Origin of the sequence: Brevibacillus sp. HD3.3A, assembly GCF_013284375.2 — a bacterium.
Taxonomy (GTDB): domain Bacteria; phylum Bacillota; class Bacilli; order Brevibacillales; family Brevibacillaceae; genus Brevibacillus; species Brevibacillus parabrevis.
The window spans coordinates 35,952-61,606 of the sequence record NZ_CP085875.1; the positions used below are offsets into that span (position 1 = coordinate 35,952).

The following is a 25,655-nucleotide window of genomic DNA, read 5'->3' on the forward strand; positions in this document are numbered from 1 at the left end:
TGCTATCCCTCCATCCTACCGCCTCGGAAACGGGGCGGGATTTTCACATAGACAATCATTTCTGTCTGTATGAAAATGAAACAAAGGAGGGGATGGTATGATCTGTAAATATTGCGAATCAAGAATGGCAACTCAAGGCACGGACAGAATTGGGAGTGCATATTCGGAGTTGTTTGTCTGCATCAATGAAGATTGTAGGGGAGTATACGAAACATGGAGAACCTTAAACGGGCAAAGCTTAGCCGATAAAAATCGATGGTTCAACCCAAAAACAAAAGAGTTTGAGAATTGAAGCTCGCAGATCAGCGGGCTTTTTATTTTGATCAGCGCTGGTGGGGCTGAAGGCGGTCACAAGAGAGGCGAAAGAGGCGACGCGTGCCCTGCAGGAGATGGAGCGCACATACGAACGTGCTACAGGAGTGAACAAGAGCCTGCAGCACTTCACTACAAAAGAACTCCACGAAGAATTGGCCAAACGAACCGGAGCCACTGAGTTTGTGGCTGATCCACACCGATATTTCGATATTTGCGTGAATGGCACTGTCTATTCTATGTCAGGACCAGCACGTATCCTCGTGAATCAAGATTAATTCGGAAGGTGGATTTGATGCCAGGATTCCATATCCCCCAAAGCTGACTCATATAATGATATCAATTTCGGGAATGTTCTCTTACTTGTTGATGATCTGGTCGCTCATAGAATCGAATAACGATATTGAAAGAGCAAGGTTTATGTTCTTGTGTGCCTTGATCTGGCAAATACGTCATGAACAGATAAAGAAGAGCGGCTTGCAGTTGCTGAAGGGGTCGAAAGCGAATGTTGAAGAGCCAACCAAAAACGTACAAAGCGGCCTTGGAGAATCTCCTGGGCGTCGAATTTGACGGCAGAGCGAAGATGCGTATGCGATCGCTCGAAGAAGAGGGGTACAGCGAGGGTGTCATATGCCATGCAATCTCTCTGGATCAGGAGATTTTGCGAAAGCATCGGGGCGATCCTGAGTTTTGGACACTCATCAAAAATGCAGTGAAGAAGCGCAGCTGGACGAAGGTTGAACAACGGCCGAAGAAGCCGAAGGAAACCGAAGCAGGCTGCGTTTACTTTTTGCAGGGAGACAACGGAGGCCCGATCAAAATCGGATACTCCAAAGATGTGAGCAAGCGGATCAAGGAGTTACAGACGGGTTTTCCGGCGAGGCTGACTGTTCTGGCACTTATGCCGGGCAGCAGAACGACCGAGGCGGAGCTGCACAGGAAGTTCAAGGTTCACAGGCTGCAAGGAGAATGGTTCAGAGCAGCACCGGACCTAATCAAATACATTGAATCCATCAACGCTGGAAAACAGGTGATGGTAATGGGATAAAACGAATAACTGACAACCTTGGCGTAGATACAGTAACCGGCGAGAAGATGATCCGGCAGGAATTGTGGGTGAATAGCAAGCAAAAGGTAAAGGTCGTGGACGTGCATAACCGGAAGAACATGAAGCACATCAAGTTCCGGGCGTCGAGAGAACAAAAGCGGCTGATTGCCAAGCTCACAGACAATGAACTGGCAGTCCTGACCAGGTTGATTCCGTACCTTGGGTGGGAAACAAACATTCTAATCGGAGACAGCGAAAACGGAGAGAAAGGCGTGCCGTTGAGCTGGGCACAGATTGACAAGATACTGCCGATCTCCAAACCCACGCGAATCCGAATAGCAAGGTCACTCGAAAGCAAGGGACTGACCGGCTACTACACCGAAGAGGACGGCAGGCGGATCGGCATTGCCATTAACCCAAAGTTCGCTTTCAACGGTTACAGACCAGACAAGGAATTACTCAAGATTTTTGGATTGGATGAGACATCAAAACAGCATGAAGGGGGGTAAAGTTAGACGCACCCCCTCGTATTTGCGGTTTTACTCCCCAAAAACACCGAAAAACACTTGATACACATAAGGAAATCGCCTGTCTGTGGTCGCGGTTCATATATGTAATAGAATATGTACCGCAATAAATCCGAAGTAAAGGTAAAAAACGATACACCCCCATAAAAAAACATTGGAGGTCAGAGCATGCAAGGACTCTATCAGCATTACAAAGGCAACCTGTATCAGGTTATCGATATCGCAAGACACTCCGAAACACTAGAACAACTGGTTGCCTATCAGTCCTGTGAGACTGGGGAGATTTGGGTGCGACCACTGGCCATGTTCAACGAAACCGTCAATCACAACGGACAGCACGTTCCTCGATTTGAGAAGCTGGCAGAGCAAGAGCCTGTAAACATCGATGAGGACGAAGAGGCCGCGTTCATCCAGGATTACCTCCTGAAGAACGGCAGCGGCATCATCTCGGTCGAAGACATTAAACTGATCACCGAGGCCCAGTTCGAATTCATGCGGTCGAAAGGGCTTATCGTCGGGGAGGGAACTGACTGATGGCACTCACACGACTTGAAACGCATCACCTGATCGCGATTGGTTATCTGGCTAAACCAAAGCGCGCTGGTAAGACTATGGACGAAATTGCAGCTGAATGCTCCGTTGACCGGCGCACGCTGTACAACTGGTTGAAAGACCCTCTCTTCGAAAAAGAACTCAAGAAGGAAATGGTCCGGGAATCATCCAAACGCATTCCGGAAGTGCTCGAAAGCATGACCGATGCTGCTGTCATCGATCGCAATGCTCAGGCAGCCAAATTGCTCCTGCAGGTGAACGAAATGCTCACAGAAAAAATGGAGGTCGAACAGAAATCATCACAGACTGGACGCGGCGATCTCGACGACCTCAAACGTGAAGTGGAGCAGATCGACAACGAGCCTGTGTGAAATCGAACCACCACTACAGTATCTTATCGAAGCGATAGGTTAGGTCGGGTTCACACGCGTTCACGCTATGTGGAATACGGGATGATGGATGGAATGGAAAAGATGGATATTGGATAGAGGGGAAATGACTGCACCCTCCTGCTGATGCGTGACCATACCGAAAAATTTCGCTCAGGCTTCTGTTGTCTGATTCGCTGCTTTCCTGCTGGTCGTTACTGTTCTGATCTTTCAAAGGGACAGTAGTTTCTATAGTAACTAAGGGATAACCACCTCGTTATCGTCGCTTTGTGACATAACTTATAAGTATTGACACCGATTTGATTACCCAGTATCATCAAGGTATAAGATCGTGTCAAAACATAGTGACATAAATAAAGGTGGGAAAATCGATGAAATATGGGTATGCACGCGTGTCTACATTGGCACAAGACCTGACGGCTCAAATTGAAGAGCTGAAGCGTGAAGGCTGCGAAGTCATCTATGAGGATAAGTTCACAGGAACAAAGGCAGATCGTCCGAAGTTTATGGAAGTCCTTGCATTGATCCAAAAAGGTGATACTTTGGTTGTGACGAAGCTGGATCGCTTTGCCCGTTCCACAATCGATGCCATCCAGACGGTCAAAACACTCTTTGAAAGAGGCGTCAAAATCCATATCCTGAACATGGGTCTGGTTGAAGACACACCAACCGGAAGGCTGATCTTCAGTGTGATGAGCGCCTTTGCTGAGTTTGAAAGGGACATGATCGTGGAGCGCACGCAAGAAGGCAAAGCAATTGCCAGACAGAGGGATGACTTCAGAGAAGGTCGGCCGAGGAAACACTCCAAACAGCAGGTCAAGCATGCGCTGCAACTTCTGGTGGAGCACTCTTACAAAGAAGTGGAAGAAATGACCGGTATCAGCAAACGGACGCTGATCAGAAGGAAACAAGAGCTGGAAGCCAGCCAACAAATATAAGTAGGAAGACTCCTATCGGGGTCTTTTTTTATTGAAGAAAGGAGTTATTCTCATGGATCAGCAAAAGGTGAACATCAAACTGAAGCGCCTGCACAACGATGCAGTGCTTCCTACATACGCCAAGCCACTAGACGCGGGATTCGATCTCTACGCCATCGAGGACACCATCATCGTTCCGGGCGAGTCTGCAAAGATCTGTACGGGACTTTCGGTAGCTCTCCCGCCTGGAACTGAGTTGCAGGTTCGGCCACGGTCGGGAGTCAGCGCCAATACAAAGCTGCGAGTGTCGAATGCACCAGGCACTGTAGATGCAGGATTTCGAGGTGAGATAGGCATCCTCATCGACAACATCGCACAGATGATACCAGGCAGAGTCATTGGCGGCATGGTTGAGTTCGAAACAGGACCACTACTCGACATCAACGGAAAGCCGACTGATTACCGACCAGCAGGCTATGAAGACGAGACTTTCTATAAAAGCACCTATGTCATACGTAAGGGCGACCGCATTGCGCAAGGGGTACTTGCCAGCGTGTTGCAGGCGGACTTCGAGACAGTTGACGAACTGGACGAAACAGAACGAGGAACTGGCGGCTTCGGATCGTCTGGCACCAATTGACAAAATATAGCCATGATTTTAGCTTATTTCGGTGGTTTTTGGTATAAATACACCACCCAAGACCTAAACAAGCTAATTTCATTGCTTAAATCGCTCAAATGCATATGTGGGAGGTGATCACATGGCTTGGTATAACGGACGCTGGCTGGAAAGGGAACAGCGTAGGGAAGCAATCAGTCTCCTACGGTTGGGAATCGACAAACTGAAAGCAAAGCTCAATGACGGCAGCATCGAAGTCGAAGAGAGCGACCGGCTAAGGGAGTACCTGCACGACTACAAGCGTCTGCGCCGTGTACACCGCGCTGAGTTGGACCTCAACTACATGGGCCATGAGTATTTTGGTGAGATGTACAATCCCAACAACCCGGGGAACTGGATACCGTCACCGATTGACCAGTCACCAGAGTTCCACCATGAACTGTGTAACATCATGAACGTGATATCCAGCGAGAAGATCAACGAGAAGATCGCATGGGCAGCTCCTCGTGGTCATGCGAAGTCTTCCTGGTTAAGCAAGACGTTTCCACTTCACCAAATCGTCTTTCGGAAGCGAAAATACATCATTCTGATCTCCGAGACCCCATCAATTGCTAAAGCCAACATCGAATGGATTGGCGATCAATTGAAATACAACCAGAAGCTCCGGGAAGACTTTGGTCCCTTGCTATCACCAAAAAAGGGTCAGAACGACAAGGACAATGAGGGAGAGTTCATTGCCTGGGAGCCAACACCGGACGGCGGCAAGCGGTCGATATGCAAAGTTGAAGTATATTCGACTGGACAATCAATCCGCGGTACCAACTGGAACGCAACGCGACCTGACTTGATCATTGCGGATGATTTGGAAGACCCGAAGACGAACGCTTCTACTCCTGAGCAGAGGGCCAAGTTGCGAGACTGGTTCACGCAGTCGGTCATGGCCTTGGGCGACCCTGAAGGCAAGAAAACAGCCGTTATTTACATGGGGACCATTGTTTGTCATGGTTCACTGCTGCAAACTGTAATCCAACATCGTTCTGACTTCAAAAGCCGCCTGTTCAAGGCAGTTGTTAAATTCCCAGTGCGCATGGACTTGTGGGAAGAGTGTCGCAAGATATACCAGTCAAAGGAAAATATCAACTGCGCGGATGATGCGCGATCCTTCTATGAGGCCAACAGGGAAGAGATGGACCGGGGCGTTGTGGTGCTCTGGCCGCAGGTCAAGTCCATCTGGCAGCTGATGACGTGGCGGTGGGATAACGGTAGTAAGGCGTTCAACACAGAGATGCAAAACGATCCAATCGACGAGGACGCACAAATTTTCAAGACTGATCAGTTCTACTACTGGACAGACGCGGAGCCAAATCGTGAGTTCCCGCCTGACGAATACGACTTCTATATGGGTGTAGACTTCGCCATGGGAAAGAAACGAGGCGACTTCTCAGCGTGCATTGTGATCGCCAAGCACAAGACAACAGGGGTCATGTACGTGGTGGACGCATTTGTCGAGCGTGTTCATCCGGATAAATACATCGACGTCATTGCGGATATGGTCGTGAAGTGGCAGCCAGCTGGAGTTGCGGCCGAGGCTCAGATGGCACAGGAGTTCTTTGTTCACAAGTTGAAAGAGGAGCTTGAGAGACGAGGATATCCCGCAGGAACACGAGTGCAAGAGATTCACCAACGCGCGCGCAAGGAGATACGGATCGAAGCGCTGTTGCCAGACATTCAGAATACCATGATTCGCTTCCATCGTCGGCATATGGAGCTGCTTCACCAGTTCGAGCGCTACGGCAGCGGATATCATGACGACGCGCCGGACGCCCTTGAAATGGCTGTGAGCATCAGCAAATCAGCTCCAAAACCAGTCGGATTCGCCATCATGCCTGACTTCGCAGCGATTTTCGGATAAGGGGGTGAGACTAAATTGAGCATTAAAACGAAAATACTGGACTTTTTCGGTCTGAAAACCAAGCAGTCGCCCCCGGAAGAGATCGAGAAACAGCGGTCTTCTTACGCCGAATCACCGCAGATGTACGTGTTTGACCAGTTCAAAGTAGCGACTGACCGGATTTCAACCATTCGCGAGGTGCGCGAGCTGATCAAACGGGACCTGCGATTCAAGATGACGAATCTTCGGCTTGCGGCGGACGCCACGCGGGGAGGGTGCAGGGTCATTGTTCAAGGAAGCGAAGCGCATCGAGCGTACTTGAAGCGCCAGGGCAAGCAGTTGCCAAAACGATTGGTTCCCGGGGCCAACATCGCGCAGCAAGTGATTGACGACTTCATGCGGCGGACAAAGCTGTCGGTAAAATCAGAGGAGCATCTGCGATCTCTGTTGCGGGACGGTGACCTATTCCTCAACCCGATCGTTGATATGGCTGCTGGCTTGGTTTTGGATGTGCGACGTGCGCCCGCACTGACCATGAAGCGAAACAGTGATGCATACGGTGAGTTTCCAGACCCAGAGCGTGCATTCAGCCAGATCGATCCCTTAACACAGATCAATGCACTAATGGATATTGGGCCACCTGGTAAGTCACGGACTGATTTCGCACTGTTTCAGATGAACCACATCAGGTGGTTGTCAGAGGAGACGGAACATTACGGCACATCACACTACGCGTCGGCCAGAAAGACCTTTAAAATCCTCGAAAAGATGGAGATGGCTGCTGCAATCAGGCGGGAGTTCAGGTCTGTGCAAAAGTTGAGTCACAGGCTGCCTGAGGGAACACAACAGAAAGATGCGCAAGAATATGCGCGGGACAATCGGATCATCGATGAAAACGGCAACCCGACGAAAAATGCACATCTTCTGAGTGATTTTGTTGGAACAGCAGAGGTCAAAGCGATTCAAGGCGATGCCAACCTCTCCGAAATGGCTGATATTGAATACTTCGACGACCTACTCTGGTTGAATCTTGGCGTTCCCAAAGCGGTACTGACATCTGGCCAGAATATCAATCGCGATATCCTTAAAGTCCAGTATCCGCAGTATCTCCAATCGTTGGATGATATGACAGACACTCTGGAATATGGAGACGTCGGCCCGTTCTCCGGTTATCGGGCGTTGATCGATCTTCAACTACTGCTCGCCGGAATTAATCCGGAGTCAATCGCTTATGATGTGGTCTGGACAGAAAAGTCCACAGAGACAGCCTCCGAGCGCCTGGAACGAGTTCAAAACGCGCTGGGCAAAGGCGGTGGAAGCAAGCTGATCACCACACAAAAGGCCATACAAGAGATTGCTGACGACTTCGACATCGAAGACCCCGTGGAGTTGGCGGCACAAATTGAAGAAGAGAAGGAAAAAGAGGTCAAACTTGCTCTTGCTGTGGCTGCTCAAAATGCGAAACAAGCAACTGAGGGTGATAAACCTGACGACGAGCCAGTGACGGATGTGGTTTTGGAGGATCGACCCGAATTTGATAAGTTTGAGGCTGGAGCGAAGGCAGAAGTCCTTCGTTTTTTTCATGCCGTTACACAGCGCATGTCCTCTTACGAGAGTGACGCCGTGACCGACTCGGCAATCATGGACTATTCGGAGGATGAGATTCTTTCTGCCTTCACGGATGCCTGGGAAGCCGAGCAAGGCAAGTATCAGCGTGCAATCGTGAAGTACATGCTGGCTGCTGGGTTGCTTGGTGCAGAACAAGCGGCACAACTGGTAGAAGGCAGGAGTCAATCCATCAGACCTCGTATCGTTCGAACGGATATCCGCGATGATCTGATGAACGAGTCGGGTTCTCGTATCAAAGGAATCGAGGAAACGACACGCAAGCAGATTCAAAGTACACTGGCGGATGGGTTCACAGCCAATGCTGGCTGGAAAGAGATCATGAAGCAGGTGCAACCGATCATTGAGAACCCGATCCGCGCGGAACTCATTGCGAGAACCGAGTTATCATGGGCATACAATCGCAGCGCCAAGCGGATATACGCAGATGCGGGCTTTACAAAAGTGGAGTGGTCCGCAGTCATCGACGCCAGAACGTGTCCAGTGTGCCGAGAGAGGCATGGAAAGGTGTATCCAATTGATGAGCATCCTGACATACCAGCGCATCCGCGATGCAAGTGTACGTTGTTACCATCAGACTGATTTCGTAGAAGGGCGGTGATGCACATTGTAAACGCAGCGGGACGACCAACCATTGAAGAAAACGAAAGGAGGCCCATCGTGAATAGTAGAAAATCGATTTTCAACTTCCCGGTTCATCTGCAGCATTTCAACAACATCGGATTTACGACTGGTCAAGAACAACCAGTCAAAGACGCATTGGCCGATGATCCGTTGATGAAACAGATTCTGGATGCAACCAGTGCAATCGCGTTGCTCGCAATCAAAAAAAGCCTGGCCAATACACCTCTGACGGAGGTAGACCGCAGAATCTACTATGATGCGATCGAAGCGAAGTGCAGAGCTGACTTTGGTTACTACGACGTCGAGAACGCAGCAAGAAAGGAACAGGAAGCCGCGAAGCCCAATCTCGGGTTCACAGTTCAGAATGCTACAGTGACCGTCGCCACTGACTCAGTAAAACTCGCTGTACTGACTGACAGTGCAGGCGAAACGAAGGACGTTTGCCTGTCCCGAGCGGTTCCAATCTTGGACTCCACACAAAAACCGTCCGGTTGGTATCGGCAGCCTGTGTCCCGGGTTGATTCCATCAACGGTAACAATCGCCTGTACCCGAGAAATGTATATCAGCCAGCACTTGATCAACTAAAAGCTACTGGCTTCCCGTATGCAGGAGAGCACCCGCACCCGCGCAGTTACAAAGGCGCTGATGGCCGGGTGCTTTTTGATTCGAGTGTTCCAAATCAAGCCGTCGTCTTCCGTGATGCCAGCATCGATGAAAACGGTGTGGTGTGGGCCGAATATAAGCCACTGACAACCGATATGGGGAAACAAGTCCAGGCCATGCTCGATGCTGGGCTGCCAATAGGCTTCTCAAATCGCATGAGCGGCGACATCGTGACTGCCAAAGTCCAAGGTAAGAACGTAGGAGTCGCAAAACGACTCAACCTGTACACCTGGGACGTGGTGCTCAATCCAGCCGAGCCAGAAGCATTCACCGCGCCGGAATCCTTAACGGATGCGGCTGTATCTGTCATTCTTGATTCGATTTCCAAGGAGGAACCAAACGTGAACTTTTTGACTATGAGCTTGTCTCAACTGAAAGCATGGAAAGCTGCAAATCCTGGTCACGCGGACATGGCGCTGTGCGACCAAGCGATTGAGCTGAAGGAAAAGGCCGAAAATGCAACCGCCATGACAGATGAATTGGAAAAATTGCGCCGCGAAAAAGCAGAGCGTGAACAGCGCGAAGAGGCAGAACGTAAAAAACAAGCAGCTCAACAAGCGCTAGCCGACGCTGTCTCAGCATTGCCATACGATCAGAAAGTAAAAGATGGTCTGATTCAAAAAGGTGCTGTCATCACAGACGCTGCTGAAGTTGATAGTTTCGTCCAACGAGAGCGGGCTTTTGTTGACTCACTCGTTATCGGAAAACGTTTGAGCGCTCTCGGTGTACCGCAGGCTGGCCGCGCAACCGTAATCGATCCAGAGGTACAAGTTGGTGCCGAAGGGCAGCCGTGGAAGCCGATCGTGGACAACCTTCAGGCGGCTATGGACGATGTGATTCGTTCCAAAACCGGGGCAATTCCTGACCCCGAGCTGCGCAAGGCGAATCGTGCAATTATGGATCGCGCTTTGAAGCAAATGGAACGTGAAAACAATCAGGAGTTCAAGAAGTATATGCAGAGCCTTACTGACTCAGCAGAAGCCATTAACAATGGGGCGATCATGGACTCGGCAGTCTCTACAACTGGTGATTTTGCGCAAGCAGCAATCATCAGCAATGCCTTGATGATGCAATCTTGGCAAGACCTGAACTTCTTGCAGCTGGTCATGGCGGAAGGTTTCGCTGGTACGACTTACAAAATTCCGGTCGAGATTCTTTCCACAGACTTGTATTCGCAGGATGACCTCATCGTGGGCGAACTGGACGGTATTCCGACTGAAGGCGCGACCACATCACTGTTGGAATTTGGTGCTGAGTGGATCAAACGCGGTACTGTAGTGACAAAAGAGGCTATGGTCGAGATGCAATCAGGCCCATTCCGTTACGATGTCCTGGCACGCAACCTTGCAAATCTGCCGATGCGTTTCCAGCGCTACTTGGATCAACGTTTCAGCCTGGAAATGTTGCATGTAGCAGATGAGTACCAAGCCAAAGTGGTTACCAATGAGGCCGTAGCTGCTACCGAAATCGAAGCAGCCAATGGCTCTAATGTACCTGCCGGTTCCAATGCCGCATTTGTCGTCAAACTGCTCTGCGGACAAACAGCGGGCGCCTACAATCAAAAACTGGTGCCAACAATCGTCCTTCCGCGTATTCGCCAATCTATCGATGCTGCTGGGCAACGCCAATATACGATCGCCAACAACATCGTGGCGAAGAAAGGAGCGACAACCCTCACACGCGGTACGTGGGACCCTGTAACTGGACAAATCAAGAACGGTGACTACGCCGTTGACTTTGAAAAGGGCAAAGTCTACTTCACAGCTGCATCCGGAGTGGATGGCACCAATCGTCCAACCATTTCCTACAGTTACGCAACGAACATCTCGTTCTTTGATCTGGCTGTACCAAATGGTGTTGAGCCGTCCAAATACTTTAATCGCTTGCTGGAGCGTTTCGACTACGAGAAAGCCTACATGGGTTCTGCTCCGCGCTATGTCACACCGGACTTTGCGATCGGTAGCCTGAACGCAATGGTCAACCTGAAAATCTCCGAGTTGTTCTACAAGTGGGCATCGCCAGAAGGAACCCGACTGCTGCAAGGCCGTATGTGGTTTGCTGAGCGCAACGGTCTGAACCTGGGCGAAATCAATGCGCCGTGGGCTGCCGGCGACAGCCGAATCCTGCTCGGTAAGATCAACGCTACGCGCTTTGGTGTAGGTTCTCCAATGCAGATTGAAGGTCCAGAACCGTACTACGATGCCAATGGCAAACTGACCTCGGCCAAGCAATACTACGCAACCGAGCAAATCAGCATTGCAACGCCGTTGGTTACGGACAAGAACGGCATCGTCTACAACCCACCATACCGTACCATCAAGTTCGTGTAAGGAGGAATAGGTGACATGAAGGTAAACACTGGTTGCTCGTTTATCCATCCGGTTACTGGCCAGATGGTTCATCCCGGCCAGACATACGAAGAACCTGAAATTCAAAAAGCAGACGATAAAAAGGAGGTAGCCACCAAAAAGGCTGCTTCTTCTGCAAAGGAGAAAACGGGGGCAGCTGCCAATGACGGAAAAGGAACAAAAGCTGATAGCACGCCTGCGGAATGAGGTTGGAGATAAAGAGGAGCCTTATCGGTTCCTTGATGATGACCTTCTTGACTTGCTTAACGAGGCTGTGGGTGACTACTCCAAGCATCGTCCACGAGTACAGCGCGGCAAGATTACTCTTCTGCCTGACATCACCGAGTATCAACTTCCTGATGATTACCAAACGTGGATAAACGGACTCACGGGGTACGAGATTTTTGATCGTACCCTTTTCCTTTCCGTCCCGCCAGTCGGGAACTTCGACCTGACATTCACCTATCTGGCGGATCACACATTGGAGAGTATTCCTGATCGAGATGTTTCTCTTTTGTTTGATTACTCCATGTGGAAGCTGCTGGACAGCATTGTTCAGGATGGTGCTGAAATCAGCGGACTGAAGCTAGGTAAAGGACTAGACATCAAGTTCGATAACTTCGATCAGATATCCACTATGGCTCAACAACGCCAGGCACGATACATGAAGCTTGTTACCAAGCCGATCGGGATGTGGTCCTGATGAACGCACTAAAGCTTGCCGGAAAGGTTCAGCGAATCATTGACCGGCACATCCGGAAGAAGGGGTACGAGGTGGAGGTAATCCTGGAAACCCCAAAAGAAGGTATGATTAACCGTCCGAAGTTCTCGCTTGAAGATGACGGTACAGACGATGATGGTAACCCCATTCAGATGCATCAAGCGAGCATCAAAGTGGTCATCACGGGCCATAAGATCGATGAGGACGCTACTCCAATCGGTGACAATCCGGTCAAACTTCTGGATTTCATCGTTATTGATGACACCGAGTTGCCACAAGCAAGCCAAGTAGAGGAAGGTCGATTCTTGGTCTACAACGGTGAACGGTACAACATCATTCTGGTGTCACCAGCGTCATTAGCAGGCATCTTGATCATCAAAGAGTGCCAGGCAAGGTCGGTGAAGTAGAATGGCTGGATTTGATGACTTGTTTAAAGCATTGAAGGGTATACCCAACCAAGTTGACGCAGCCGCCAAGCGTGGATTAAAGCGCGGGGCTGCTCAGGTCATGAAGAAAGCCAAGCAAAAACTTGGAACGTATCAAGCTGCATCAGGGCCATATCCTGCATGGAAACACTTGAAGCCATACACTGTAGCAATGAAATACACCGTCAAGTCAGGGCCAAACAAAGGATTTTTCAACAAAAAAGGGATGAAGTTGCTCAGACAACAAGGTGGCTGGCGAGTAGGATCAAGCGCAGATGCCCCGTTGGTGGATAGAGGTCACTTGCGCCAGGCAATCACTACTGATGACAGCGACTTGAGTAGTGATGGCGTGATGTATGTCGGCGTAGGATCAGGTAGCGATAAGAAGGGAAAAGGCAGCCCAGGCGACTTTGCAGCAGCACATGAATTTGGATATGCTCCAGGCAATCTGCCCGCGCGTCCTTTTCTGCGTCCTGCTTTACACGAGTCAAAGGATGCAATCAAAGACGCTGTAGTCTCTGAGCTGCTGAAGGAGATGAGAAAGCTGTGATCACGCGTGATCCACTGCTATGTGCGTATCGAGCCATCGGGGAGGCGATTTATCATGTGCATGGACAAAACTTCGAGATTCGGAACGATACACCCAATCCTATCGAGTTTAAAAAGGTTCTGCCGGCCGCCAACATTTCGTATGTAAGCGGGACGTCCGAAAAGGCGTTGATGAGGGAGTACGAGCCGCATGGGGTCATCAAAAACCCAGACGGTACTTTCACTGTCGGAACAGAGTCGACAAGGTTTGACTACCTCATCCAAGTCTCTTTTTTCGCAAACAAACCAGGCACGGCTCAGCGCCTATCGACAGCTTTCATGGCCTATATCGAGGTAGAGAATGAGATACCCGTACCAGGAGACAAGTGGGAACAGACTATGGAGATATTTCTGGCTGCTCCGCCTCCGCCGCCAAGAGGTGAACCTGATCTGTACCAAGTAGACACCACCTATCAATGCACAGGCAAGCTGATCACGGAACAAGTGGTCAGCGCCGTTGATATATCGAAATTCAAACCGAAAGTGAGTTGAGAACATGATCTTGCGAGGAGTAACATCACTGGCTGGTTATCCGCCGGGCTTGTACATCAATGAACAAGCCGTTCCGCAAAGTGATGAAGTGAAAACCAGCGACTTTATTCCGGCGTTTGTGGGTGAATTTGACCGCGGACCAGTAAACGAGTTTGTGTTGATCTCGGAAACACCAACAAAAAAACTGCATGAGATTGCTCTGCCTGTGCTTGGGTCAGTAGACAAGCCCAATGCAGGCAACGCTCTGCTGGATCACTTGAAACATGCCAAAGTCAAAAAGGCTGCCTTTGTACGCGTGCTTGGTTCTGGACACGCGACTGCCAGCCTGACTCTGAACGATCGGCAATTAACACCAGCGCCAACGCTGAGAGTATCAGCGAAGTTCCCGGGCGAGTATGCCAACATCTTTACAGTAGAGGTAGCAGAAGGTGGGGCACCAGACACGTTTAAGCTGATTCTCGTCTCAGATTCTGGAACAGAGACGTATGATAACCTCAGCATGAGTCCAACCAACGCTCGTTACGCGGTGAATGTAGTGAACACCAGCAGCGAGCATTTTGTGTTGGAAAACCTGCACTCGACAGACCCATCCAATCCAGAAGCTCGTCCGGCTGTCAAAGCCAAGACACAGCTTGTCGGTGGCAGCAATGGAGCTGCAATCACAGATAACGATCGGTTAGGTTCGTATGACCCTGGGACAGGCAAGCGGTCTGGGCTGAAGCTGCTGGAGGTAATCGGAAATATCGTGACAGATGTTGCACACATCAACTACTCCAGTCCAACAGTAGACGATGCACTCCTTACATTTGGAGAGAAGAACAACTGCACTACTTACATCGGAACTGGATCGGCTCCAGGCATTGACGGGGCTATCACATACCGCGATACCTACGACTCTGGGTTTGGTCAAATGGCAATGAACTACTACCGATCTGTAACGGGACAGCGCCTCTCGGCTGCGTGCCTCTCTGCTATCGTTCATGTGAAGGGTAACATTGAAGACTCCGGTCTGGCTGTCGAATGCCCGTGGATCGTGGGTGCTGACATGGAGTTCTCTTTCGATGATTACCAGAGGCTTTACGAGCACCAAATTGCGACTTTTCAGCTGAAGCCATCTGCTGCGGGCGATGGCTCACTTGCATGGCGAATGTCGAGTGACTATTTGCTCGCAAAAACAGACGAGGCCGGAGAAGTGATTTCCGATAACGAGAATCGAAAAACGAACCGTCGTCGCCTGAACAGTTGGATCGAAAGGCAGTTGGCTGCGGTTGCTGCACCGTGGCAAGGCCGGGCCATGACGAAAAAGATGCGAGACGATGCAGAACGACGCATTCGAACCTTCTTCGATAAGCTGAAAACTCCTGGCAACCCCGAAACGGAAACAAGTAAGATTGAGGACTATTCCATCGTCTTCAATCTTGCTGCGAAGAACATTGATCAGTTTATTCAAGACATCAAAGTGAAGCATTACAACACCGCAGAATGGATTTTGCTGAACTATCAGGGCGGCACGAACGTGGAGGTGAGCCAATAATGGCACAAGCTGGTCTGCTTGGTAAAAAGCTGGTTATTGCCATCACGGACAGCGATGGTAATGTTTTGCAAAAGGCGCCTGAAATCCTGAAATGGTCTGAAGAAGAAATCTCTTCTGATGAAAAGAAATATCCAATCGGTGAGGAAGAAGAACACCGCGAGGTTATAAACCAGGGATGGAAAGGCTCTATTAGCGGCCAAGACACCAACGGTGCATATGACGACATCGTTGATGCGAAAATCAAGTATCAAGAAGAAACTGGCGACACCTTGCAATTTGTCATTTTCACAACGAGAACCTACCGCGATGGCACTGTGAAAAAGTACAAGTTCACTGGAGTTACGTTCGATGGCTACAAAGCTGATGTCGACGGCAATAACAAGCCGGTAAATAACTCAATCAACTGGCAAGCGAAGAAACGCGTGCCGATTTAAGGAGGAACTATACATGGAAATCACACTCTCTACTGGGAAAAAAGTTACTTTGCGCGAGAAAAAGGGGCAGCACCGTTTCATTGAGAAGCGACTTATGGCAACCTGCATGGGAGAAGGCGGACAGAACCTTGGTGGCATCATGACTGCTCTTACTATCTCCTCTATTGTCAGTATCGAAGCAATTAATGGAGAAAAAGTAAGTATCCCAACTGACATCAGCCAGATTTTCGAATTGATGTCAAACTTCGAATACGACGAGTGGAACGAATTTGAACTCAAATCAGCACCAAAAGAGGTTCAGGATAAACTGGAAGAACTCGCAAAAAACTCGCAGCCGAGCCCTGGTTTCGGAACAGAGTAGAAGTTGCTCTGGCTTCCGGGGCCGGCATATCCTTTTCGGAAACAATGGAGATGGACGAGGTCACACTAATGGCCACGATCATCGTCACAAACGAGTGGAACACAAAACAGCAAGTCCCCGATACTGATTAATCGGGGGCCTTTCTAAGCCTGTCATTTCAATGATGGGTTTAGAAAGGTGGATGATGTAAAATATAGACAACAGCGAACAGGAGGAGATTGGAGAATGTTCGGACTTAAAAAAGAAGAAGTAATAAAGACTGACAAAGCATGTCCGTTTACTTTTGCATTAACGAGAAGAGAAGATAAAGTGAACAAATTTGGAATGTGTATAACGGCTAGCTGTCAGATGTGGGATGAAAAAAGAAATGACTGTGGTTTGAAACAAAAATGAATACGTCGAAGAAGCGCCTGTTAAGGGCGCTTCTTATTTTGGAGGTGATTCAAATGAGTACAATTTTGGACATTGCAATCGCGCTCAGCCTTTCAGATCGTGTTACGAACGGAGTCAATAATATCATTAGCCAATTCAGACTAATGAATGGTGCAACGGAGGAAGCCCAAAGAAGAATGGACTCCTTTAAAAACATGGCATGGACTGGTGGTGCATTTGCTGCTGGTGGTGCACTGGCTTTTGCGGCCGTAACCAAAACGGCATCTGAGGCGTTGGAACGAGCTGGTAACTTGCAGGAAGTGATGACAGAAATCAAGTCATTAACGTTTGGGAAAGACCTTTTTGACCCTACCAAAGCCGATGAAATCTCAGGAAAAATGCGGATAATTGAGAACCTTGCCACCCGGCTTGGCTTAGAAACGACATTTTCCAACATTGATGCTGGGCAAGCGATTGTTGAATTGCAAAAAGGGGGAATCAAGTATCAGGACATCGTTAACGGCGCAGCCGAAGCAACAATAAAGTTTGCACAACTTAATAAAATGGCACCTACAGCAGCGGCCGAACTGATGGTTCAAACCCGAGCTGGTTTTCAGTTGATCGGAGAACAAATGTTGGGTGCTGCAGATATTGTTACAAAAGTGGCTGCCACATCCAGTGCAAACGCTGCTGATATCAACCGAGGGCTGGGTAATATGGCTGGTGTGGCCACACAAATGTGGGGAACCAGAAACAAATACGAACAGGTCTTAGACTCTTCAGCTCTGGTAGCTTTAACGCGAACACAAACACCAGAAGGGGCAAGCGCGGGTACATTCGTACGAAACTTCCTGGAGCGACTGGTCCCTCAGACCAAGAGGCAAACAGAGATGATGGATTCAGTTGGTTGGCTGGATGCTCAAGGTAAGTCTGTTTTTCTGGATTATAGTAAAGACCCGCGCGGCCAACTAAAGTCTGCACTTGAAATCGCGAAGATACTTCGAAAAACCGTTGGTGCAGGAATGGTAATAACCAATGAGAAGGACATTGAGAAGCAATTTGAACTGGCTCAACAAGGAATGGGTACAGACAAGCTCATTAAGCTGTTTCACAAGGTTTTTGGAGAACAAGGAGGACGAACGGCGTACACCTTACTCAGAACAGGAGAAGGGTCACTCGAAGAAATCATGTCCGGTGTTGACGATCAACTTTCATTAACAGAGCGAGTTCGTTTCCAGATGGAAAACTACAATCAAGTCTTGGATACAGCTCGCGAGGCATGGAATACGTTCTTGTCAGCACTTGGTTCTCCGTTGCTTGGAGCAGCAACCAAATTCTTTGCATACCTCAATGATCAATTGTCAAGAGCAGCCATTTTCTTTCAGGAACATCCGCAGGTTAGCCGATACATGTTTGCAGTTGCAGGTGGTGTAAGTGCATTTGTTGCATTGACGGGAATTGTTCTTGTAAGTATCGCGGCGTTTGGAGCTTTAAGAACAGCATTAGAGGTCGCTGGAATAGGTTTTGGCAGAGTCTTTGCATTGAGTGGATTAGCTGCATTAGCAATAGCAGGTATCGGGACAGCAATTTATCTCATTTATGAGCACTGGGATGATATCGTACCTTACGCCGAAGCGGTGTGGTCAGGAGTGAAAGAGGCTGCAGAACCTTCCATCAAATGGTATCAAGCAAATGTTGCACCTGTTTTTCGAGCCGTAACCGATGAGGCTGTGCATCAACTTGAACGATTGGAAGGTTGGTTAAGCGCTAATAAGACCAGGATCGAGCAGTTTTTTGGTTTTTCACGCAAGCAAATGAGTGATGGTAATGATCCAGAAGCATTCGAAGTCTTGGAATGGAAAATGCCCGAATGGATGCAACCCGTCATTACTGCTGGCGAAAAGATGATAGCAGTTGGTAAAGCCATCTCCGATAACTGGAGCACAATCGAACCCATTGTTGGAGCTGCTGCTGCCGCAGTATTAGCATATAAAGGATACATCATCGCTACAGAAATCGTAACCAAAACCATCACCCTCGCAACAAAAGCATGGGCATTGACTCTGGCACTCGTGAACAATGCCACCAAGATTTGGGCACTAGCACAATGGGCACTCAATGCTGCTATGGCAGCAAACCCGATTGGTTTAGTCGTTGCTGGCGTGGCTGCTCTTATAATTGGAGGTTACCTACTCTTCAAAAACTGGGACGATATATCAAAAAAGACGGTTGAACTTTGGGACAATATGGGGGCGCTGAAATATGCCCTTCTTGCGCTTCCCTTCGTGAATATCTTCGTCTCGTCTGCCCAACTGTATCAGAAGTGGGACGAGATTGTTCTGGTTACCAAAAAGGCAAAAATCACCATAGAGGAGTTTGGATACAAAGGACTCTTGTTCATTGCTGACTTGATCAAAAGCAGAGTCATGCCAATCGTTACTGCTCTTCTTAAAGCGTTTGATACAATTGCTGGAACCAACTATGCAAGTCAACTTCAAAACCAGTTTGATGCAATGGTGGATAGTGCAGAAAAGAGCCTCAAACGTCTGACTGACCAGAAGTACAGGATTGAGATTGAGCAACAGGTACTTGAAGTGAAAAACTCCAATCTGACTGGTGAAGAAAAGGCACGCGTGATTCGCGACTTGCGAATCAATGGTTCACACTTTAATGGATTGCCTTATGTGCCTTTCGATGGCTATATTGCTGAGTTGCACAAAGGCGAGATGGTTTTGACAAGCCAAGAAGCTAACAAGGTCAGACGAAACAATTATGAGACTGGAAGAGCAGTAATGCCCACATCAAACAGCGGCGGAGGATTGATTCTTCAAAACGGAGCTTCATTGGTGAGTATCGGAACCATCCAACAACAACCTGGAGAAGACGCTGATGCCCTTGCAAATCGGATCGCCGATAAAGCTCATCGTAAGGTGCTGGCAGCGCTCAAAACGTCTGGCAAGATGGGAAGACTCACCATCGGCACCATCGGAGGAGGCATCTGATCATGCGAGTATCACTGGGCGGAGTGGAGCTGCGCAACTTTGAGAAGCCTGACGAGGCCAACTTGGGCGGCGAAACGTTCTTTGCTATCCGGAAGTTTCCGGGTGGCACCAGGTCAATTCAATACATGGGAGCCGATTACCGTCCGATCACCTGGAACGGTTTTTTTATTGGCCAAGATGCTTACCAACGCATGCTAAAGATCGGTAACATGCGAACGGCGGGTAAGCCTGTAACATTTGCAACGGACATCTTTAGCTTTCCTGTCGTTATTACATCTTTCTATCCAGATGTGAAGACCGAACATCGCATCGGGTTCTCTATCACACTTGAACGAGTATTCGATATGAGAAGGCGGGAAGCGCTGCTCGAAGATTCGATAGACAAAGCGGCTCTGGCCATTGCCCGAAAAAAAATCACCATCTACACAGCAGCATCGACCACAGCGACGTATGGTCGTACAGCCTGGTGACACCTTACCGAAGATTGCAGCTCAGCTAAGAAAGACCCAAACAAATGGCCTAGAATCGCAAGCAACCCGAAAAATCAACAGGCGTTGAAGAACGGACCGCACAATTTACGAGTCGGAGTGACGTTGTATGTTTGATAAAGTCAGTCAGGAAGGCCCTTGCTAGCGTTATGGCAGACCTGTAGTAAACATCGATTAACGGCAAGCCGGTTAAATTGGATTTGTTTACCGTAGAAAAGAGTGGGCTTGGAGCTGTGGACTCATTCGAAGTAAAGTTGCCCTGGGAAGTGACAGACAAACCAACCGATCCGTTGTTACGAGTGGGAGCACGCAAGCAGCTGATCTGGTTTTGGTTCTGTAGTGTGAGAATCGAAGCTGGTTTGGGAAGGTAAACCAGCATTGTTGATCAGGGGTGACATGGACTACCCGGTATGGGTGTTTGACACCACAGATGGCAGTCGTATCGATCTATGGGCGCTCATATGCAGCCAGAGCTTTCGACTTCAAAGAAACGCAGTGAAGATGCAGAACCTAACCAGTACAGCGGCGTTTAAGCAGATCGCACGCAAGCATGGACTGAACCCGGTTGTTCACAGGAAAGCGAGGCACCAGTTGGCAGTATCGTGAAGATGACCACGCCAACGTAAATCGTGAGGTATCACACTGGGACTTGGTGCTCTATCTGGCGCAAAGCAGTGGTTTCGCAACTCATGTGCAAGGAACCGAGCTGGTACTACGGGCCTGCTGCCAAACTGCAAAAGACCTCTCGTATTCACTTGGGGTCACAACATCGACAGCGGGTTACCAGATCGAGCGGGCACCCAATGCATCTCGCAATCATTGTAAGAGGAGTAATCTCCATTTGTTCCTGGGGCGGTGAAGAAGCGCGAGGTGGGAAGAATGAAGGTCAACGCATCGTTGAGAAGGCTTCCTTTGCTGGGTCCTCTTCTGGAAACAAGTACACGCAACGCTATTACTACCTGGCATCACACACGAGACGAAGCACAGCGGCGCGCGCGGAGCATCCTGAAGACCTTTCTCGGCAGCAGGTTCACGGCTCTTTCACCACAGACTTCTTTCCTGAACTGTCCAATGATCGTCGTATCGTGTTGTATGGTGTTGGCAAGGTCTATCACAAGTGTACTTCACCGAAGGTATCATATCTGGATCTGCGAGATGATGGGTTGTGATCACATTCACAAACTTGGAGTTGGAGGAAGGAGGCCGATTCGGTTGTGAGTCTCAACTGGCAGAATAAAGAGACATTGAGGTGATGCTGCCGGCATCTCCTTTTGTATTTAACGGAGTCGTCTCGGTAGATAAAGATAACCGGATGGTGAAGGTTGAACTTGAACCATGGGGCGTGGAGTCGGGATGGTGTGATGCTTGAAAGACACATTTTATCAATCGAGACAGGGGTCAGGAGTCTATGAACCGGAGTTTCCATACAAGCTCGAACGGGAGGTCTTAATGGCAAACGTTCCAGGGCACAAACGGATCAGGTACATATGTTGTGCTTGGTCTACTCGATCAGGGCAGAACAATGAACTACGGAACCGATTTACTCGGCGTGATAAACGGTGAAATCATGTGGTCAGGCGATACGTTGGCAACGGTGAGCGGACTGGAAACGTCAAGCGGCAGGCTTATCTCCGTTTACTCATCGCTCGGAGAAAGTGAGTTTACCCGGAGTATGGCTGCACTCTCGAGATTCTGGCCAAGCCGTTTACTCCGGAAAACAAAAAGACTGCCGAATCTATTGCACAGGATACGTTGCTGAGTCGGAACTGAGAATGTCCCTGGATGGATTGAAGAGAGGTCATCGACTGCCACCTGAAGCTGAAACGTTCGATGGTCAACAAGTGAAGGTCCTGTACGCAAAGGAAGTATAGGTGCGGGATGTGACATAGCGAAGCTGCATTCTCGTTGGGAGGTGGATGAAGTGGTAACCTGGCCAACGAAAGATGAGTTGACCCAAGTTTGTTGAAGAGATAGTCGGCCAGAACAAGGCTTGATCGACGATCTGTCAAATCAGTAGGTTATCAAACATCATCCTGGGCCTGAGAGGGGCGGCGTACGCTGATAGTGGTCATACTCAGATTCGTGTATGACAATCTCTGTAGTAACCGCCACTGACGAAAAACTTGATGAGTTGGGCGATGAATACGATATGCCGCGTAAACAGCCCACCAGGCTATATGCGCTGTGACACTTAATAAAGCTCGCCTGTTTCCACGGATGCGCCTGTGACGAACGCAACTTTCTGGTGACAACGACGCCTGTCGGTAGTGATCGCGACAATATCGTGTCATACCTGGTCAAGCAAAAAAATTCCATACAGGGGCAACATCGGTCAATGACGTTTTGGTTGAGTGTACAGAAGTGCGAGCATGGGAATGTGCCGATGGTGCAATCAACCTGGTTGCTCCAGGCTGGATTTGACTTCGTAACTGACGCAACTGTCTACAAGTCAGAGTACAGACACAGAAGATGATGAGACATACCACCAAACGCATCCTGGATCGAAGAAGAACGAGCAAGGGCGGTACAGCACTCGACTACAAAACATGGGGCGGAGTCGGTATCTGGAGTAGTATCAGCGTTGGTGATTCCACTGAGTCGCGAAATGGAACGGTCGATATCGTCATCACGGAGTGGAGTACCTGACCAGACTGTCGTTGATGACTGCCAAGCATACATCGACACTAAGACGCCTGCTGCTGGACTGGCAGATGGCGAGTAAAAGTTACAGCGCCCACCCGGTTCTCATCGATGTGACACTCCAAAACGCTCAGTGGGCACCGGGTTACACTCTGAAACGGGCAAGCCACTTGTGCAAGCGTGATAACAACCTACATCGAGGAAGAAAACGAAACGCAGATCGTGTAGTCAGGGTTATTGATCTGATAACGACTGCCAAGCAAGCCACGAGTCTATTGATCCGTCAAAACTGCCTGTCCTCATCGACTTTGAGATGTCAACACCAACAGCGAACCGTCATCTGGGCAATACGGATGTAGCTGTTGTTGGTCAGATCACGATTATGTAGGAAGGGAGGAAATTGGGTTTCAAGGACTTTCTGTTAAACTTCATTCCCCATCGGTGGCTTGACTTGAAAAAGAAGGCACACGCAGGCTGTTTGAAGGGCTTGGTAGGCGCTTGACTATGTCATGGGTCTGGTTGATATGGTCAAAGCTGAAACACGCGTAAAAACAGCCGTAAATTCGTTAATGAGCGAGCGCGAGATTGAACACGGTTTGGTCGTGGATAACACCATGGACATCGAAGAACAAGACGAAAGCGCATCTTGGCCAAAAAACGAGAACAAAGGCGGACCAGTAAACACCAAGTTTCCCGAGTCTGCTTTGGCCATGTTAAGTAGTGGCAAAGCCAAAGATCATACCAGATCACAGCAACTACTTTGTTCTGTACAAACTGGATTCACCATTTGAATCATACAGCCTACCTGTAGTCGAGGAGTATGTAAAAGACAACAAATTGGCACATCTGGCTCACGCTTATTCTCTATCGGGGCAAGATCGACTGGTTGAATATATAACACCTGAGAAACCAATCGCGCACATCAGCACATACCAAGCATGCGATACTTTCTGCGCCGGAGGTGAGTTTGAGCTATGATGATGCCATTTGCACTGGAAGAACAGGCCAAACGGTTGCAGGAGCTGTTTAGTAGCGCCGAGATCGAGATAAACGGCACTATCATACCTGTCAGCCTCACCAGTGCCCGAGAAGGTAGCGAGGTGAGGTTTTTTATTGACGTGCCAGCCAATGTAGTCGGCCGGATTACGAAGCGGATCATTAAGAACGCGGCAGGTCAAGTCTGCTGGTCAGACCCGCCAGGCAAGCTCAACATCGACAAGCCGGACACCGATTTGCGGTTTGAAATTCCGATCCAAGCCACATGGAAGGAGGTAGCTGCCACATGATGCAGCCGTTTGTTGATAGGCGCTACAACTTGGGCGACGAAAAAAAGTACCAGATGATGCACCAGGACGGTACCGTTGAAGTTGTGGAGTTGGAGAAGATCGGCATAGTGGAGCCGGGCAGCCGAATCAATGCGGCGGCGCTTAACCCAATCGTCGATCACGTCAACAATCAAGATTTGCATGTGCCTCGCTCACAATATAACGCCCTCGAACTGCGCGTCCAGACGCTCGAAAACCAGCTGGCCAACGACTTACGAAACAACAACTTCGCCTTTGACTTTTCTTCGACGGTGGGCCTGCAGATCGACGCAGGATGGGTGGATGCCTCGAAGGGCTGGCTGGTGATAAAGGCATGAGTGTAAGATCATGGAAAGATGCCGATAACGGCCATTTACGATAGGGGAGGGGGAGGAACATGCCTGTAGTTACGCTTAATAAAGCAAGCGTGGTCACGCAAGACACTTCAATATCCCAAGCGAATCCAACGAGCGCTTATCCCACAGGTATCGCTACTAGGATAGGTGTTGAGAACGGGATTGGAAGCGCTTGGAGATCGTTAATAAAATTCGATTTAGGTGTGATTCCAAATGATGCCATAATCAATAGTGCGACTCTGAATGTTGTGCAGATTTCAGCGCCAGTAGGGACAAGGACTATTAATGTCCATAAGACTACATCGGTTTGGGATAACACCACAACATGGAATACTCAACCTAATTTCGACGCTTCGGTTTCTGCTTCGATTACTTTGGACAATGGGCTTGTTTCCAAAGCAATCAACGTAAAATCGATTGTTCAAGATTGGGTTAGCGGGGCGCTGGTCAATAACGGATTTTTGCTCAAGGAAGCAGATGAAGCAACTTTGTCTACATTCAGAGATATTGGCTCTTTTGACCACACGACAGTCGCCAGCCAACCAACCCTAACCATCGACTACACCATCCCGAGCAGCGGAAAAAAACAGGTGGAGTATGTGGGTAGCAATACTCCCGCAAGTGGAGATGCGTCAACTCACACGCCTATTCTACCAAGTTATCAATCCGGTGATTTGCTCGTCGTAATGTTAGGCATAAATTCTTCTACCGCGACAATTACGATTCCTTCGGGGTGGACTGCATTATTGAATGATGCAAACAACGGGAGGAAATTCCTCATTGCATATCGTTTTGCTACGAACGGAATGGCAAATCCTACGTTTACTTTTTCTCAATCATTGACACACGGAAGCATCGTCCATAACTTCCGAAATGTCAAATCTATTCCTAAGAATGTGTTCTCTGTCGTTTCGGATAATACGAGTTTCAACGGTGGCGGTATACTATCCGATGTGACGAGCGCCAACCATCTAGCTGTTGTGTTAAACGTTGCAATCAGGGCATCAGGCTCTTTCACGCCCCCACTAAGCTTTAATGAACCATCAGATGTATCGGTAGCAGGAAACTACGGCTTTCAGGTGGCATACAGATACCTCCATGAAAAGCGAGGACTGGCTCCAGCAGAAAAAACTTCAACTACCATCTTACCTAGTTATGGATTTTCTGGTGCAATCATACTCGAACCACTCACCAATAACACGCCAACGCTCTCACTCACAAACCCTACAAATAATCAAACATTAGCGGAAGGTAGCACGTTTCCAATCGCGGGCGAGGCCAGCGACGCCGACAACGGCAATGTGGTTACTGTAAAGTACAAGATCAACAACGGCACAGCGAGGGCTATCGCCTCCGGCGTATCGGATGGCAGCAGTCCTCTTTCTTTTGCCAAAACGCTGACCTACAGCAACAAGCGCCTA

Annotated in this window: 25 protein-coding genes and 1 pseudogene; all 26 read left to right on the top strand. The window is 49.1% G+C overall.

Translation table 11 applies throughout. The features are described 5' to 3' along the window. Positions 1 to 389 precede the first annotated feature (389 nt). Positions 390 to 590: a BC1881 family protein gene (locus HP435_RS29370; RefSeq protein ID WP_370641125.1), complete on the top strand. Its 201-nt coding sequence runs from the start codon at positions 390 to 392 to the stop codon at positions 588 to 590. 227 nt (positions 591 to 817) lie between these two features. After that, positions 818 to 1,360 carry a GIY-YIG nuclease family protein gene (locus tag HP435_RS28905; protein WP_173600173.1) on the top strand — a complete coding sequence of 181 codons (543 nt, stop codon included), beginning with the start codon at positions 818 to 820 and terminating at the stop codon, positions 1,358 to 1,360. 68 nt (positions 1,361 to 1,428) lie between these two features. Continuing rightward, positions 1,429 to 1,869, top strand: coding sequence for a hypothetical protein (locus HP435_RS28910; protein ID WP_173600174.1), 441 nt, complete (start codon positions 1,429 to 1,431; stop codon positions 1,867 to 1,869). 186 nt (positions 1,870 to 2,055) lie between these two features. Continuing rightward, positions 2,056 to 2,247: pseudogene (locus tag HP435_RS28915) on the top strand (DUF1653 domain-containing protein); the annotation flags it as partial. A 173-nt stretch (positions 2,248 to 2,420) separates the two neighbouring features. Further along, positions 2,421 to 2,810: a phBC6A51 family helix-turn-helix protein gene (locus tag HP435_RS28920; RefSeq protein WP_173600176.1), complete on the top strand. Its 390-nt coding sequence runs from the start codon at positions 2,421 to 2,423 to the stop codon at positions 2,808 to 2,810. A 389-nt stretch (positions 2,811 to 3,199) separates the two neighbouring features. Next, positions 3,200 to 3,766 carry a recombinase family protein gene (locus HP435_RS28925; protein WP_173600177.1) on the top strand — a complete coding sequence of 189 codons (567 nt, stop codon included), beginning with the start codon at positions 3,200 to 3,202 and terminating at the stop codon, positions 3,764 to 3,766. Positions 3,767 to 3,818: 52 nt separating this feature from the next. Then, on the top strand, positions 3,819 to 4,385 hold the full coding sequence (locus HP435_RS28930; protein ID WP_173600178.1) for a dUTP diphosphatase: 567 nt from the start codon (positions 3,819 to 3,821) through the stop codon (positions 4,383 to 4,385). Between the two features lie 121 nt (positions 4,386 to 4,506). Further along, positions 4,507 to 6,276 carry a phage terminase large subunit gene (terL, locus tag HP435_RS28935; protein WP_173600179.1) on the top strand — a complete coding sequence of 590 codons (1,770 nt, stop codon included), beginning with the start codon at positions 4,507 to 4,509 and terminating at the stop codon, positions 6,274 to 6,276. A gap of 15 nt (positions 6,277 to 6,291) precedes the next feature. After that, positions 6,292 to 8,463 (top strand): portal protein, encoded by a 2,172-nt coding sequence (locus HP435_RS28940; RefSeq protein WP_229050024.1) that lies wholly within the window; start codon positions 6,292 to 6,294, stop codon positions 8,461 to 8,463. Between the two features lie 78 nt (positions 8,464 to 8,541). Further along, positions 8,542 to 11,499 carry a hypothetical protein gene (locus HP435_RS28945; protein WP_229050026.1) on the top strand — a complete coding sequence of 986 codons (2,958 nt, stop codon included), beginning with the start codon at positions 8,542 to 8,544 and terminating at the stop codon, positions 11,497 to 11,499. A 15-nt stretch (positions 11,500 to 11,514) separates the two neighbouring features. Further along, the gene (locus tag HP435_RS28950; RefSeq protein ID WP_173600290.1) at positions 11,515 to 11,724 is read left to right on the top strand and encodes a hypothetical protein; all 210 of its coding nucleotides are present in this window, start codon (positions 11,515 to 11,517) and stop codon (positions 11,722 to 11,724) included. Then, entirely contained in the window at positions 11,681 to 12,220 is a 540-nt protein-coding gene (locus HP435_RS28955; RefSeq protein WP_229050028.1) for a hypothetical protein, read from the top strand. Before HP435_RS28950 ends, HP435_RS28955 begins: the two co-directional genes overlap by 44 nt. Next, entirely contained in the window at positions 12,220 to 12,645 is a 426-nt protein-coding gene (locus HP435_RS28960) for a hypothetical protein (RefSeq protein ID WP_173600248.1), read from the top strand. The genes HP435_RS28955 and HP435_RS28960 overlap by 1 nt, the downstream gene beginning before the upstream one ends. Position 12,646: 1 nt before the next feature. Continuing rightward, positions 12,647 to 13,213, top strand: coding sequence for a phage virion morphogenesis protein (locus tag HP435_RS28965; RefSeq protein WP_173600249.1), 567 nt, complete (start codon positions 12,647 to 12,649; stop codon positions 13,211 to 13,213). Next, positions 13,210 to 13,743 (top strand): hypothetical protein, encoded by a 534-nt coding sequence (locus HP435_RS28970; RefSeq protein WP_173600250.1) that lies wholly within the window; start codon positions 13,210 to 13,212, stop codon positions 13,741 to 13,743. The genes HP435_RS28965 and HP435_RS28970 overlap by 4 nt, the downstream gene beginning before the upstream one ends. Before the next feature lie 4 nt (positions 13,744 to 13,747). Next, positions 13,748 to 15,277 carry a phage tail protein gene (locus tag HP435_RS28975; RefSeq protein ID WP_229050029.1) on the top strand — a complete coding sequence of 510 codons (1,530 nt, stop codon included), beginning with the start codon at positions 13,748 to 13,750 and terminating at the stop codon, positions 15,275 to 15,277. Further along, positions 15,277 to 15,711 (top strand): hypothetical protein, encoded by a 435-nt coding sequence (locus tag HP435_RS28980; protein ID WP_229050030.1) that lies wholly within the window; start codon positions 15,277 to 15,279, stop codon positions 15,709 to 15,711. The genes HP435_RS28975 and HP435_RS28980 overlap by 1 nt, the downstream gene beginning before the upstream one ends. Before the next feature lie 13 nt (positions 15,712 to 15,724). Beyond that, positions 15,725 to 16,072, top strand: coding sequence for a hypothetical protein (locus tag HP435_RS28985; protein WP_173600228.1), 348 nt, complete (start codon positions 15,725 to 15,727; stop codon positions 16,070 to 16,072). A 225-nt stretch (positions 16,073 to 16,297) separates the two neighbouring features. Continuing rightward, positions 16,298 to 16,465, top strand: a complete 168-nt coding sequence (locus tag HP435_RS28990) for a hypothetical protein (protein WP_173600227.1) — start codon at positions 16,298 to 16,300, stop codon at positions 16,463 to 16,465. 53 nt (positions 16,466 to 16,518) lie between these two features. After that, on the top strand, positions 16,519 to 19,446 hold the full coding sequence (locus HP435_RS28995) for a phage tail tape measure protein (protein ID WP_229050032.1): 2,928 nt from the start codon (positions 16,519 to 16,521) through the stop codon (positions 19,444 to 19,446). Positions 19,447 to 19,448: 2 nt separating this feature from the next. After that, entirely contained in the window at positions 19,449 to 19,916 is a 468-nt protein-coding gene (locus HP435_RS29000) for a hypothetical protein (protein ID WP_229050034.1), read from the top strand. Between the two features lie 2,487 nt (positions 19,917 to 22,403). Further along, positions 22,404 to 22,580: a hypothetical protein gene (locus tag HP435_RS29005; RefSeq protein WP_229050036.1), complete on the top strand. Its 177-nt coding sequence runs from the start codon at positions 22,404 to 22,406 to the stop codon at positions 22,578 to 22,580. 503 nt (positions 22,581 to 23,083) lie between these two features. Then, positions 23,084 to 23,365, top strand: a complete 282-nt coding sequence (locus tag HP435_RS29010) for a hypothetical protein (protein ID WP_229050037.1) — start codon at positions 23,084 to 23,086, stop codon at positions 23,363 to 23,365. Positions 23,366 to 23,548: 183 nt separating this feature from the next. After that, positions 23,549 to 23,860, top strand: coding sequence for a hypothetical protein (locus HP435_RS29015; protein WP_173600025.1), 312 nt, complete (start codon positions 23,549 to 23,551; stop codon positions 23,858 to 23,860). Next, a complete protein-coding gene (locus HP435_RS29020; RefSeq protein WP_173600026.1) occupies positions 23,857 to 24,216 on the top strand; it encodes a hypothetical protein in 360 nt (119 codons plus the stop codon). Before HP435_RS29015 ends, HP435_RS29020 begins: the two co-directional genes overlap by 4 nt. A gap of 59 nt (positions 24,217 to 24,275) precedes the next feature. Continuing rightward, positions 24,276 to 25,655, top strand: a 1,380-nt coding sequence (locus tag HP435_RS29025) for a DNRLRE domain-containing protein (RefSeq protein ID WP_229050038.1), incomplete at its 3' end; no start/stop codon positions are given.

What these genes read in the sequence shown, in the direction of transcription:
- HP435_RS28980 (WP_229050030.1), top strand. Translation starts at nt 15,277, where the DNA reads ATGGCACAAGCTGGTCTGCTTGGTAAAAAGCTGGTTATTGCCATCACG.
- HP435_RS28950 (WP_173600290.1), top strand. Translation starts at nt 11,515, where the DNA reads ATGAAGGTAAACACTGGTTGCTCGTTTATCCATCCGGTTACTGGCCAG.
- HP435_RS28925 (WP_173600177.1), top strand. Translation starts at nt 3,200, where the DNA reads ATGAAATATGGGTATGCACGCGTGTCTACATTGGCACAAGACCTGACG.
- HP435_RS28975 (WP_229050029.1), top strand. Translation starts at nt 13,748, where the DNA reads ATGATCTTGCGAGGAGTAACATCACTGGCTGGTTATCCGCCGGGCTTG.
- HP435_RS28930 (WP_173600178.1), top strand. Translation starts at nt 3,819, where the DNA reads ATGGATCAGCAAAAGGTGAACATCAAACTGAAGCGCCTGCACAACGAT.
- HP435_RS28965 (WP_173600249.1), top strand. Translation starts at nt 12,647, where the DNA reads ATGGCTGGATTTGATGACTTGTTTAAAGCATTGAAGGGTATACCCAAC.
- HP435_RS29020 (WP_173600026.1), top strand. Translation starts at nt 23,857, where the DNA reads ATGATGCAGCCGTTTGTTGATAGGCGCTACAACTTGGGCGACGAAAAA.
- HP435_RS28960 (WP_173600248.1), top strand. Translation starts at nt 12,220, where the DNA reads ATGAACGCACTAAAGCTTGCCGGAAAGGTTCAGCGAATCATTGACCGG.
- HP435_RS28955 (WP_229050028.1), top strand. Translation starts at nt 11,681, where the DNA reads ATGACGGAAAAGGAACAAAAGCTGATAGCACGCCTGCGGAATGAGGTT.
- HP435_RS28920 (WP_173600176.1), top strand. Translation starts at nt 2,421, where the DNA reads ATGGCACTCACACGACTTGAAACGCATCACCTGATCGCGATTGGTTAT.
- HP435_RS29015 (WP_173600025.1), top strand. Translation starts at nt 23,549, where the DNA reads ATGATGATGCCATTTGCACTGGAAGAACAGGCCAAACGGTTGCAGGAG.
- HP435_RS28990 (WP_173600227.1), top strand. Translation starts at nt 16,298, where the DNA reads ATGTTCGGACTTAAAAAAGAAGAAGTAATAAAGACTGACAAAGCATGT.
- HP435_RS29010 (WP_229050037.1), top strand. Translation starts at nt 23,084, where the DNA reads ATGGGTCTGGTTGATATGGTCAAAGCTGAAACACGCGTAAAAACAGCC.
- terL (WP_173600179.1), top strand. Translation starts at nt 4,507, where the DNA reads ATGGCTTGGTATAACGGACGCTGGCTGGAAAGGGAACAGCGTAGGGAA.
- HP435_RS29000 (WP_229050034.1), top strand. Translation starts at nt 19,449, where the DNA reads ATGCGAGTATCACTGGGCGGAGTGGAGCTGCGCAACTTTGAGAAGCCT.
- HP435_RS29370 (WP_370641125.1), top strand. Translation starts at nt 390, where the DNA reads ATGGAGCGCACATACGAACGTGCTACAGGAGTGAACAAGAGCCTGCAG.
- HP435_RS28985 (WP_173600228.1), top strand. Translation starts at nt 15,725, where the DNA reads ATGGAAATCACACTCTCTACTGGGAAAAAAGTTACTTTGCGCGAGAAA.
- HP435_RS28905 (WP_173600173.1), top strand. Translation starts at nt 818, where the DNA reads ATGTTGAAGAGCCAACCAAAAACGTACAAAGCGGCCTTGGAGAATCTC.
- HP435_RS29005 (WP_229050036.1), top strand. Translation starts at nt 22,404, where the DNA reads ATGATGAGACATACCACCAAACGCATCCTGGATCGAAGAAGAACGAGC.
- HP435_RS28995 (WP_229050032.1), top strand. Translation starts at nt 16,519, where the DNA reads ATGAGTACAATTTTGGACATTGCAATCGCGCTCAGCCTTTCAGATCGT.